This window comes from Georgenia thermotolerans (assembly GCF_009193185.1).
GTDB classification, from domain to species: domain Bacteria; phylum Actinomycetota; class Actinomycetes; order Actinomycetales; family Actinomycetaceae; genus Georgenia; species Georgenia thermotolerans.
In genome coordinates this window covers 23,466-32,604 of sequence record NZ_VUKF01000048.1, presented here as the reverse complement: position 1 = coordinate 32,604, position 9,139 = coordinate 23,466, and the positions used below count along the sequence as shown (strand labels likewise).

The following is a 9,139-nucleotide window of genomic DNA, read 5'->3' as shown; positions in this document are numbered from 1 at the left end:
CGCTCGCCGCGCACCTGGCCCGGCGGGCCGGCCGCGGTCAGGAGCGGGCGCTGGCCCGCCCGGCGACCGCCCGGAGGGACGACGCGGACGTCGCCGCCGTGCCCGCGCCGCCGCTGCCGCCGCGCACCCGGCTGGCCGCGCACGCGCTGAGCACGTTCTTCGCGCTCGCGCTGACGCCGCCGACGATCTGGCTGCTCGGCCGGGCGGCCAACGACCTCAGCCTCACCCTGTCGCTCACCGGCGGGGCCCACCCCTGGCGCGAGCCGTGGCTGCTGCTCGCCTGCCTCCTGCTGGTCGTGGTCCTCGCGCTGGCGGCGTGGTCCTCCCTGGGCCCGCAGCTGGCCGGATGGCTGATGTACCTGCTCCCCACGGCCGCCGCGGCGCTGGCGACCCTGGGCCAGGAGTGGCTGCTGAACCTGCTGTGGCCGGTGATCGGCACCGTCACCGTCGTCTCGGCGCTCGGCACCGGCGAGCTGCTCCTGGTCGGCGTCGTCGTCGTGCTCGGCGCCGCGGCCGCACACTGGGCCCGCCGGTCGGGCCGGCGGCTCGAGCGGGCCGAGCTGGCGCTCGTGGCCGCCTGACCCCGGCCCGGGCGGTCCCGGCGCGGCGCCCATCTGCGACGTCGCACGTCCGGATACCGTGACGGGGACCCCGAGGAGGCCCCGTGACCACGCCTGAGACCAGCCCGGACCACCCCGGCTCCGCGGATCCCGTCACCGCCCCCGGCCGGCGGGCACGCCCCCACGACGTCGACGACCTCGAGTCCACCGCGGTGCGCCGCCAGCGCCTGCTCGGCCGCCTCGACGAGCCCCCCGCCGGGCAGGACGAGCCCGCCGCGCAGCCCACGGCGGAGCCGGCGGCGCCCGCGCACCAGCACCCCGAGCCGCCCACGTCCGCCTTCCCGGCGCCCCGGGAGGACACCGTGCCCGGGCTGCGGCCCCGGTGGCAGGAGGCCCCCGACCCCGCCGACGTCGCCCTCGCCGGGGCCAGCGAGGCGCGGCCGCGCTCGCGGGCGGCGGCGCACGTGTGGGCGCTCGTCGTGACCCTGCTGCTCGCGCCGGTCGCCTGGTACCTCGTCGCCGACGCCGGCGCCCGCCTCACGCTGGGCGAGGACAGCCCCTGGGCCACCGGCACCCTCGCGCCGGCCGCCGTCGTCGAGCTCGTCTGCGGGCTGCTCGTGCTCGCCGTCGTTCTCCTGGCGGCCCGCTGGTCCTCCCTCGGCGCCCTGGTGGTCGGGGCCCTGGTGCTCCTCGCCGGGGCGGCGTTCGTGCTCCTGCCCGGCCCGACGGCGGACGCCCTCGCCCCGGTCCTGGACCAGGTCCGCAGCCAGGGCGACCTCGGCGGCAACGTGGCGCACCACCTGCTCGCCGACGGCCCGAGCGGCCGGCTGGCCCAGGCCGGTCTCACGCTCGTCCTGGTCGGCGTGGTCTCCCACGGCGCCCGGCGCCTGGGGCGGGCCGAGGAACGCGGCCGGCGCGAGGCTGCCCGCCGCGACCTCGGCCAGGGCGGGGCGCGCCACGGGGTGCGCTGACCCAGGCCGTGTTCGCGCACAGCGCGAGCGGACCCGCCCGGGTGCGGGTGAGGGCCACCGGTTCGATATGTTGCCCTGAAGCGATGTGAGCCAGTGCACACTGGTAGCGGGCCACCGATGACAGGGAGGACACAGATGTCCCAGCACGAGACCACTGCTGCGACGCCCGAGGGCGGGCTGGAGAACCTGCTGCGCGAGGAGCGGTCCTTCCCGCCCAGCGAGGAGTTCGCCGCCCAGGCCAACGCCCGGCCCGACCTGTACGAGCGGGCGGCGGCGGACCGTGAGGGCTTCTGGGCCGAGCAGGCGCGCGAGCTGCTGACCTGGTCGGAGGACTTCACGGAGGTCCTTGACTTCTCCGCCGCCCCCGTTGCGCGCTGGTTCGGCGACGGCCGGCTCAACGCCGCCTACAACGCCGTCGACCGGCACGTCGAGGCCGGCCACGGCGACCGGGTGGCCCTCCACTTCGAGGGCGAGCCCGGCGACACCCGCACCATCACCTACGCCGACCTCAAGGAGCAGGTCTCCCGGGCGGCCAACGCCCTGGAGGCCCTGGGGGTGCGCACCGGGGACCGGGTGGCGATCTACCTGCCGATGATCCCCGAGGCGGTCATCGCGATGCTCGCCTGCGCCCGGATCGGCGCCCCGCACTCGGTGGTCTTCGGCGGCTTCTCCGCCGAGGCGCTGCACAGCCGCATCAACGACGCCGAGGCCCGCGTCGTCATCACCGCCGACGGCGGCTACCGGCGCGGCAAGGCCAGCGCCCTCAAGCCCGCCGTGGACGAGGCGCTGGCCAAGGGCACCCCGGTCGAGCACGTCCTCGTCGTCGAGCGCACCGGCCAGGAGGTGCCGTGGACCGAGGGACGCGACGTGCGCTGGGCCGACGCCCTGGCCGCCGCCTCCCCGGAGCACACCCCGGTCGACGTCGAGGCCGAGCACCCGCTGTTCATCCTCTACACCTCCGGCACCACCGGGAAGCCGAAGGGCATCCTCCACACCACCGGCGGCTACCTCGCCCAGTGCGCCTTCACCCACAAGTACGTCTTCGACCTCAAGCCCGAGACCGACGTGTACTGGTGCACCGCCGACATCGGCTGGGTCACCGGGCACAGCTACGTCACCTACGGCCCGCTGGTCAACGGCGCCACCCAGGTCCTCTACGAGGGCACCCCGGACACCCCCGGCAAGGACCGCTGGTGGGACCTCGTCGAGAAGTACAAGGTCTCCATCCTCTACACCGCCCCCACCGCCATCCGCACGTGCATGAAGTGGGGCGCGGAGTACCCCGGCAAGCACGACCTGTCCTCGCTGCGGGTGCTCGGCTCGGTCGGCGAGCCCATCAACCCGGAGGCGTGGATGTGGTACCGGCGCACCATCGGCGCCGACCGCACCCCGGTGGTGGACACCTGGTGGCAGACCGAGACCGGCGCGATCATGATCTCCCCGCTGCCCGGCGTCACCGCCGCCAAGCCCGGCTCGGCCCAGGTGCCGCTGCCCGGCATCAGCGCCGAGGTGCTCGACGAGCGCGGCCAGCCGGTGCCCAACGGCGGCGGCGGGTACCTCGTGCTCACCCAGCCGTGGCCGGCGATGCTGCGCGGCATCTGGGGCGACCCGCAGCGCTTCTACGACACGTACTGGTCCCGCTTCGAGGGCATGTACTTCGCCGGGGACGGCGCGAAGAAGGACGACGACGGCGACATCTGGCTGCTCGGGCGGGTGGACGACGTCATGAACGTCTCGGGCCACCGCCTGTCGACCACCGAGATCGAGTCCGCGCTCGTCTCCCACCCGATCGTGGCCGAGGCGGCGGTCGTCGGGGCCAAGGACGACACCACCGGCCAGGCGGTCGTGGCGTTCGTCATCCTGCGCGCCGACGCCATCGAGCGGGCCGACGAGGCCGGCGAGGGCGCGGACGTCGTCGCCGAGCTGCGCAACCACGTGGCCAAGGAGATCGGCCCGATCGCCAAGCCCCGGTCCATCCTCGTGGTGGCCGAGCTGCCCAAGACCCGCTCGGGCAAGATCATGCGCCGCCTGCTGCGCGACATCGCCGAGGGCCGCGAGGCCGGCGACGTCACCACGCTGGCGGACTCGAGCGTCATGGACCAGATCAGCAAGGGCATGCAGCGGTAGCACCGGACGGGCGCGGCGGCGCCCGCGCCGGTGCGCCTGCCCGGGCCGTCCCGGCGGGGCCCCGCCGGTGCGCCTGCCCGCGCCGTCCCGGACCCGCTCCGCTGCCCAGCCAGCGGTGTACTTCCGTCAGGCATTGCCTGACGGAAGTACACCGCTGGCTCGTTCTGAGGCGCACCTGCCCGTGCGGCACCGCTCACGAAGGTGCCCGCCCGGCGTCCGTGCGGCACCTCACGAAGGTGCCCGGCCCAGCGTCCCCGGCAGCATCCCGGCATCCGGACCCTGACCGGCCCGCGGACCTTCGGCCCCCGCCGCCCGGCTTAGCCTGGGAGCATGCCCGCCGCCCCCTCCGCCGCCGCGCGCCCGGACCGGCGCCACGAGGTGGCGCTCGCCGCGCGGGACACCGTCGGCGTCGGCATGGGCTACCTCCCGCTCGGCGCCGCCTTCGGGGTGCTCCTCGCCACCAGCGGCCTGGCGTGGTGGTGGGCGCCGGTCTTCTCCGTGCTCATCTACGCCGGCTCGATGGAGTTCCTCGCCATCGGCCTGGTGACCGGCGGGGTCGGGCTGGCGCAGGTGGCCGCGACCACCTTCTTCGTCAACTTCCGGCACGTCTTCTACGGGCTGAGCTTCCCGCTGCTGAAGATCCGCTCCGCCCTCGGGCGGCTGTACGGCGTCCACGCCCTGACCGACGAGGCGTACGCGCTCCTGGCCACCAAGCCCCAGCAGGGGCTCACCGGCACGCGGGTGCTCGCCACCCAGGTGATCTGCCACCTGTACTGGCTCACCGGCTCCACCGCCGGCGCCCTGCTCGGGGCGCGCCTGGGGCTGGACGCCGAGGGGCTGGGCTTCGCCCTGACCGCCCTGTTCGTCGTGCTCACCATCGACGCCTTCCGCGCCGCCCCGGACCTGCCCACCCTGCTCGTCGCGCTGGCGTGCGCGGCGCTGGCGCTGGTGGTCGCCCCGGGCAGCATGCTCGTCATCGCGCTGACGGCGTTCGTCCTGGTGCTCATCGCGCGCTTCGCGCTCGGCACCAGGCGCCGCGCCGCCCCCGCCGCAACCGGCGAGCACCACCTGGCCACCGCGCCCGCCGAGCCCGGCACACGCCCCGTCCGCGACGGCGGCGCCCGCCCCCGGGAGGACCAGGATGCCTAGCCCCGACCACATCCTGCTCACGCTCCTGGTGATCTTCGCCGTCACCTACGCCCTCCGGCTGGCGCCGTTCCTCGCGCTGCGCCGGGTGCGCGACTCCGCGCTCGTGTCGTTCCTGGGCCGGACCATGCCGCTGGGCGTCATGGCGATCCTCGTGGTCTACACCCTCTCGTCGGTGGACCTGACCGCCGCCCCGCACGGGCTGCCCGAGCTCGCCGGCGTCGTCGTCACCGCGGCGCTGCATTTGTGGCGGCGCAACGCCCTGCTGAGCATCGTGGGCGGCACGGGCACCTACATGGCGGTGCTGGCTCTGCTCTGACACCCTCCGATACCCGATACGGTGCCAGGCGTGGTTGCCGATCCCAGCTGCGTGCTCATCCCCGGACCGTGGGAGCACCGCAACGTGCCCGCCAACGGCGCCCAGTTCCACGTGGTGCTGGCGGGTGAGCCCTCGGCGCACCGCCCGCTCGTCGTCCTGCTGCACGCCTTTCCGCAGTTCTGGTGGTCCTGGCGCCACCAGATCCCCGCGCTGGCGGCGGCCGGCTACCAGGTGGCGGCCATGGACCTGCGCGGCTTCGGCGGCTCCGACAAGCCCCCGCACCGGCACGAGACCGGGGTCTTCGCCCGCGACGTCGCCGGGGTGATCCGGTCCCTGGGCGCGGCGAGCGCCGTGGTCGTCGGGCACGGCTTCGGCGGCACGGTGGCGTGGTCGATGCCCTCCCTCGCCCCGCGCCTGACCCGCGCCGTCGCCGTCCTCGCCAACCCGCACCCGCTGCCGCTGCACCGGGTGGGCAACCGCATGCCGCTGCGCGCCCTGACCACCCTCGCCCGGTTCCAGGTGCCCTGGTTCCCCGAGCGGGCGGTGCGCGAGGGCACCCTGGTGCGCGACGTGCTGCGGGAGTGGTCGGCGCCGGGCAACGACGGGGCGACGTCGCAGGCGGACCTCTACACCGAGGCGATGCGCCTGCCCTTCGCCGCGCACAGCGCCATGGAGCACTTCCGCTGGCTGGTGCGCGCCACGCCCCGCACCGACGGACGGCGCTACCTGGCCGCCGTCCGCCGGCCCGTGCAGGTGCCGGTGCTCAGCATCCGCGGCGCGCAGGACCGGCTGCTGCCGGGGCGGACCTTCGGCCGCGACCACCGCTACGTCGCCGGCCCGCTGCGCCAGCACGTCGCGCCGGGCGCCGGGCACTTCCTCCCGGAGGAGGCGCCCGAGGAGGTCACCGAGCTGCTCCTGGACTTCCTCGCCGCCGAGGTGCCCTCGCCCCGCTGATCACCTGGCGCACGCACGCACGGCCGGGCGGTCAGGCGGTGGCGGACGACGGCCGCGAGCTGCGGGTCGGCCGACGACGGGCCCGGGGGCCGCCGTCGGTGCCGCGTTCAGCCGGTGACCAGGGCCCGCGCCCGCTCCGGGTCGGTCTCGCCCTCCCCGTAGGACGGGCACAGCTCGGCGACCACGCACGCCCCGCACGCCGGCCGGCGGGAGTGGCAGACGCGCCGGCCGTGGAAGATCAGCCGGTGGCACGCCATCGTCCACTCCTCGGGCGGGAGCAGCTCGGCGATGCGCGCCTCGACCTTGACCGGGTCCTTCTGGTCGGTCCAGCCCAGCCGGCGGGCCAGACGTCCGACGTGGGTGTCTACGGTGATCCCCGGGATGCCGAACGCGTTGCCCAGCACGACGTTCGCCGTCTTGCGGCCCACCCCGGGCAGCGTCACGAGCTCGTCGAGGCTGTCCGGCACCTCGCCCCCGAAGCGCTCGACGAGGGCCGCGCCGATGCCCTGCACGGCCGCCGCCTTGGACCGGAAGAACCCCAGCGGGCGCAGGATCTCCTCGAGGTCCTCGCGGCGCGCACCGGCGTAGGCGGCCGCGTCGGGATAGGCCGCGAACAGCGCCGGCGTCACCTGGTTGACGCGGACGTCGGTGGTCTGGGCCGAGAGCACGGTCGCCACGAGCAGCTCCAGCGGCGTGGTGAAGTCCAGCTCGATGTGGGCGTCCGGCCATGCCTGGGCCAGCAGCTCGTCGACCGCCATGGCCCGCTCGCGCGCGGCCTTGAGCGACCGCGGCCGGGCCACGTGGGGGCGGCGGGCGGGAGTCATGGGGCCAGCGTAGGGCGAGACCCGGCCGACAGGTGTCCTGTGCCTGATCTCACCGGGGGTGGCAGGATGGGCCCGGGCACGTGGGCCGCTGGCCCGGCGTGCGATCGTGAGTTTGCCCCCGGACGATGGGACGCACCGTGGAACAAAACGTAATCGGCACCGTGCCGCTCTTCGACGCGCTGGACGAGCAGGACCAGGCAGAGCTGCGCGGCCTCATGAGCGAGACGTCGTTGCGTCGGGGCGAGACCCTCTTCAACGAGGGCGACCCGGGCGACCGGCTGTACATCGTCACCGACGGCAAGGTGAAGCTCGGCCACACCGCGCCCGACGGCCGCGAGAACCTCCTCGCCGTCCTGGGCCCGGGCGAGCTGCTCGGTGAGCTGACCCTCTTCGACCCGGGCCCGCGCTCGACGACGGCGACGGCGGTGGCCCCCACCCGCCTGCTCGAGCTGAACCACTCCGACCTCATGGAGTTCCTCGACACCCGCCCGTCCCTGGCCAAGCACATGCTCCGGGCGCTGGCCCAGCGCCTGCGCCGGACCAACGAGTCGCTGGCGGACCTGGTCTTCTCCGACGTCCCCGGCCGCGTCGCCAAGGCGCTGCTGGACCTCGCCGACCGGTTCGGCGAGACCACCGACGAGGGCGTCCACGTCCCGCACGACCTCACCCAGGAGGAGCTCGCCCAGCTCGTCGGCGCCTCCCGCGAGACGGTCAACAAGTCCCTGGCCGAGTTCGTCTCCCGCGGCTGGATCCGCCTGGAGGGCCGCGCGGTGCTGCTGATCGACCTCGACCGGCTGCGGCGTCGCGCCCGCTGACGCCCGCACCGTCCCTCACACGACGACGGCGCCCCCGCGGGGGCGCCGTCGTCGTTGCGTTGCGCGGCCGTCAGCGCACGGCCACGACGAGCTCCACCTCGACCGGGGAGTCCATCGGCAGCACGGCGACGCCGACGGCGGAGCGGGCGTGCCGGCCCGCGTCGCCGAAGACCTCCCCGAGCAGCTCCGAGGCACCGTTGATGACGCCCGGCTGGCCGGTGAAGGACGGCTCGGAGGCCACGAAGCCCGTGACCTTGACGACCCGGACGATGTTGTCCAGGCCGCCGGCCGCCTCCGCGGCCGCGGCGATGGCGTTGAGGGCGCACGTGCGGGCCGCCGCCTTGGCCCGCTCGGGGTCGACGGCGCCGCCGACCTTCCCGGTGACCGGCAGCGCGCCGTCGACCAAGGGCAGCTGCCCGGAGGTGTAGACCAGGTCGCCCTGGCGCAGCGCGGGCACGTACGCCCCAGCCGGCGCCGGCACGGCGGGCAGGGTCAGGCCGAGCTCGTCGAGCCGGGCGGCGGCGCTCACTGCTCGCCCTTGGGCCGCTTGAGGTAGGCGACCAGGTTGGCCGAGCCGGTCGGGCCGGGCACGACCTGGACGAGCTCCCAGCCGTCCTCGCCCCACTGGTCGAGGATCGCCTTGGTGTTGTGCGTCAGCAGCGGAATCGTGGCGTACTCCCATGTCGTCATGGCGTCATCCTAGGGGCGCCACCACGACGCGCCTGGGCGCAGGGCCGCGACCGCCACCGGTCGGTCCCGGCCGGGCGCCGGAACCACCTCAGGCCGACGTGCGGATCCGCGCGAGGATGCGCGGGGCCCGCTGGGAGCGCAGCTCGGCGATGAGCTCGTCGTCCTCCCGACGCAGCCAGCTCGACCAGTCGGTGACCTCCGGGTAGCGCCGCAGCAGCGCCCGCCGCTCCCGCTCGGTCAGCCCGCCCCACACGCCGAAGCTCGTCTGCGAGTTCAGCGCGTCGGCCAGGCACTCCATCCGGACCTTGCACCCGAAGCACAGCTCGCGGGCGATCCGCTGCGCCGCGCCGCGCACGAACAGCGCGTCGGGCTCGGTGCTGGCGCACGCCGCGTCGGCCGCCCACGTCTGGTCCTCGTTGTCCCACATGCTTCCTCCTGTGCGTCCCGTCGACAACGAGCCCCTCGGGTGGTCGGCCGCGGGGTCTCTCCCGTCCGGTGGTCGGCGGACAGTTTTTGTCTACGAGTGACGCTATAGCCTGTGAGGCGGATCACGGAAGGGCTCCGGCGAATTTCGGAGTGTTAAGCCGTCAGTGTTGGGGGCAAGCGTGCTAGAGGCCCGGGCCCAGGCCCGTTCCTACCCCCAAGGACCTGGGGGTTTGCCCGCGGCCCGACGCCCGGGGCCGCCAGGCGTCGGCCCCCGCCGCACGGACCCGAGGGGTCGTCGACACCCCCG

General features: G+C 75.0%; 10 protein-coding genes and 1 pseudogene. 7 read left to right on the top strand and 4 right to left on the bottom strand.

Features of this window, described 5'->3' with window-relative positions; genetic code table 11:
• The 6 genes and pseudogenes from GD970_RS21800 to GD970_RS18055 form a co-directional block, all read left to right on the top strand.
• Window positions 1–581, top strand: a pseudogene (locus tag GD970_RS21800) (hypothetical protein); the annotation flags it as partial.
• An 83-nt stretch (window positions 582–664) separates the two neighbouring features.
• The gene (locus GD970_RS18075; RefSeq protein WP_152204299.1) at window positions 665–1,531 is read left to right on the top strand and encodes a hypothetical protein; all 867 of its coding nucleotides are present in this window, start codon (window positions 665–667) and stop codon (window positions 1,529–1,531) included.
• A 135-nt stretch (window positions 1,532–1,666) separates the two neighbouring features.
• Window positions 1,667–3,658 (top strand): acetate--CoA ligase, encoded by a 1,992-nt coding sequence (gene acs, locus GD970_RS18070; RefSeq protein WP_152204298.1) that lies wholly within the window; start codon window positions 1,667–1,669, stop codon window positions 3,656–3,658.
• A gap of 330 nt (window positions 3,659–3,988) precedes the next feature.
• Window positions 3,989–4,807 carry an AzlC family ABC transporter permease gene (locus GD970_RS18065; protein ID WP_152204297.1) on the top strand — a complete coding sequence of 273 codons (819 nt, stop codon included), beginning with the start codon at window positions 3,989–3,991 and terminating at the stop codon, window positions 4,805–4,807.
• Complete coding sequence (locus tag GD970_RS18060; protein ID WP_152204296.1) at window positions 4,800–5,123, top strand: branched-chain amino acid transporter permease; 324 nt, start codon at window positions 4,800–4,802, stop codon at window positions 5,121–5,123. Before GD970_RS18065 ends, GD970_RS18060 begins: the two co-directional genes overlap by 8 nt.
• Window positions 5,124–5,153: 30 nt before the next feature.
• The gene (locus GD970_RS18055; protein ID WP_152204295.1) at window positions 5,154–6,077 is read left to right on the top strand and encodes an alpha/beta fold hydrolase; all 924 of its coding nucleotides are present in this window, start codon (window positions 5,154–5,156) and stop codon (window positions 6,075–6,077) included.
• Window positions 6,078–6,184: 107 nt separating this feature from the next.
• Here the strand turns inward: GD970_RS18055 and nth are convergent, their stop codons facing one another.
• Window positions 6,185–6,901, bottom strand: a complete 717-nt coding sequence (gene nth, locus GD970_RS18050) for an endonuclease III (protein WP_152204294.1) — start codon at window positions 6,899–6,901, stop codon at window positions 6,185–6,187.
• A gap of 125 nt (window positions 6,902–7,026) precedes the next feature.
• Here nth and GD970_RS18045 point away from each other — a divergent pair, with 125 nt between their 5' ends.
• Window positions 7,027–7,716, top strand: coding sequence for a Crp/Fnr family transcriptional regulator (locus GD970_RS18045; RefSeq protein WP_152204293.1), 690 nt, complete (start codon window positions 7,027–7,029; stop codon window positions 7,714–7,716).
• Window positions 7,717–7,786: 70 nt separating this feature from the next.
• Here the strand turns inward: GD970_RS18045 and GD970_RS18040 are convergent, their stop codons facing one another.
• The 3 genes from GD970_RS18040 to GD970_RS18035 all read right to left on the bottom strand — a co-directional run bounded on the left by GD970_RS18040 (window position 7,787) and on the right by GD970_RS18035 (window position 8,833).
• Window positions 7,787–8,245: a RidA family protein gene (locus GD970_RS18040; protein ID WP_226925442.1), complete on the bottom strand. Its 459-nt coding sequence runs from the start codon at window positions 8,243–8,245 to the stop codon at window positions 7,787–7,789.
• Window positions 8,242–8,406, bottom strand: a complete 165-nt coding sequence (locus GD970_RS22345) for a DUF4177 domain-containing protein (RefSeq protein ID WP_226925441.1) — start codon at window positions 8,404–8,406, stop codon at window positions 8,242–8,244. The genes GD970_RS18040 and GD970_RS22345 overlap by 4 nt, the downstream gene beginning before the upstream one ends.
• A gap of 88 nt (window positions 8,407–8,494) precedes the next feature.
• The gene (locus GD970_RS18035; RefSeq protein WP_152204291.1) at window positions 8,495–8,833 is read right to left on the bottom strand and encodes a WhiB family transcriptional regulator; all 339 of its coding nucleotides are present in this window, start codon (window positions 8,831–8,833) and stop codon (window positions 8,495–8,497) included.
• Window positions 8,834–9,139: the final 306 nt, after the last annotated feature.

Excerpts from the sequence above, each read along its gene's own strand:
- GD970_RS18035 (WP_152204291.1), bottom strand. The coding sequence starts at position 8,833 with ATGTGGGACAACGAGGACCAGACGTGGGCGGCCGACGCGGCGTGCGCC.
- GD970_RS18045 (WP_152204293.1), top strand. The coding sequence starts at position 7,027 with ATGGGACGCACCGTGGAACAAAACGTAATCGGCACCGTGCCGCTCTTC.
- GD970_RS22345 (WP_226925441.1), bottom strand. The coding sequence starts at position 8,406 with ATGACGACATGGGAGTACGCCACGATTCCGCTGCTGACGCACAACACC.
- nth (WP_152204294.1), bottom strand. The coding sequence starts at position 6,901 with ATGACTCCCGCCCGCCGCCCCCACGTGGCCCGGCCGCGGTCGCTCAAG.
- acs (WP_152204298.1), top strand. The coding sequence starts at position 1,667 with ATGTCCCAGCACGAGACCACTGCTGCGACGCCCGAGGGCGGGCTGGAG.
- GD970_RS18065 (WP_152204297.1), top strand. The coding sequence starts at position 3,989 with ATGCCCGCCGCCCCCTCCGCCGCCGCGCGCCCGGACCGGCGCCACGAG.
- GD970_RS18060 (WP_152204296.1), top strand. The coding sequence starts at position 4,800 with ATGCCTAGCCCCGACCACATCCTGCTCACGCTCCTGGTGATCTTCGCC.